Source organism: Anaerobiospirillum sp. NML120448 (assembly GCF_023050945.1).
Classification (GTDB): domain Bacteria; phylum Pseudomonadota; class Gammaproteobacteria; order Enterobacterales; family Succinivibrionaceae; genus Anaerobiospirillum.
In genome coordinates, this window is record NZ_JALKIM010000183.1 from 1 (window position 1) to 1,192 (window position 1,192).

1 protein-coding gene is annotated in these 1,192 nt (G+C 37.0%); it reads left to right on the top strand.

Features of this window, described 5'->3' with window-relative positions:
• Positions 1-1,178: ISAzo13 family transposase (locus MXE38_RS12350; protein WP_246915512.1), on the top strand; the 1,178-nt coding region annotated here is incomplete at its 5' end.
• Between the last annotated feature and the right edge of the window lie 14 nt (positions 1,179-1,192).

Sequence of the window (1,192 nt, forward strand, 5' to 3'; positions counted from 1 at the left end):
AAAAATTGATGGAAGTAAGCAATTTTGATGAAAAGCAGAGACGAATTTTTTATGGATTTCTTTGTGAAAGTTATGGCCATGGTGGTAGAAAGATAGTTTCTGATATGCTAAACGTATCTGTTAATACCGTTGCAGCAGGCAGAGATGACTTTAAAGGAACAAAAACAGACCGTGTTCGTCGCAAGGGCGGAGGTCGAAAATTAGCAATTGATGTAGATCTAACTCTACTTGAAGATTTAAAAGCTATAGTAGAGGAAAGTGCTTATGGTAGTCCATGCAAGCCTTTATCCTGGGTAAACTTGAGTTGTAGAAAAATCGCAGAAATGCTCAGTGAGAAAGGTCATGATGTATCTCATACTCTTGTATTGCGTTTACTTGAACTACTGGGTTTCAGTAGGCAAAAGAACCAAAAAATGATTCAGGTAGGTAAAAAACATCCTGATAGAAATGCACAATTTGAGTTTATAAATAATGCAATTGAGGAGTCACTCAAAGCAGGAACTCCAGTAATCTCTATTGATGCCAAGAAAAAAGAAAAGTTAGGCAACATGAGCAATGCAGGATCTGAGTATAGATATGCGAAAGATCCTCGTCTTACCAATGATCATGACTTTTTGGATAGGGATCTAGGCATGGTGACTCCTTATGGTATATATGTGCTCAATGATAATACTGCCTTTGTAAATTTAGGTACCAGTAAGGATACAAGTGAATTTGCTGTAGAAAGTATTTTTCGCTGGTATAACTCAATAGGAAAACCAAATTTTCCAAATAGCAATGAGCTTCTTGTTATAGGTGATGGCGGAGGCAGCAATGGCTCTAGAGTACGACTTTGGAAGTATATGCTTGCAGAGCTATGTGAAAAAACAGGCATAACCATCAGGGTTTGTCACCTTCCACCAGGAACATCAAAATGGAATAAGATAGAGCATAGGCTGTTCTGCTATATATCAAAAAATTGGGCAGGTAAGCCTTTGGTAGACGTACAAACAGTTGTGAATCTTATAGGCAGCACAACAACTACTACTGGGCTTAAGGTTGAATGCGTTCCAGATTATAACATTTACAATACAGGCATTAAAATTACTGATGAACAAATGAGTAATATTGATATTGAACCTATTGGTGAGTTTCCTCAGTGGAACTATAGAATTAGGGGTTTTAAAAGATCAATTTAATTTGTTACAGTTCC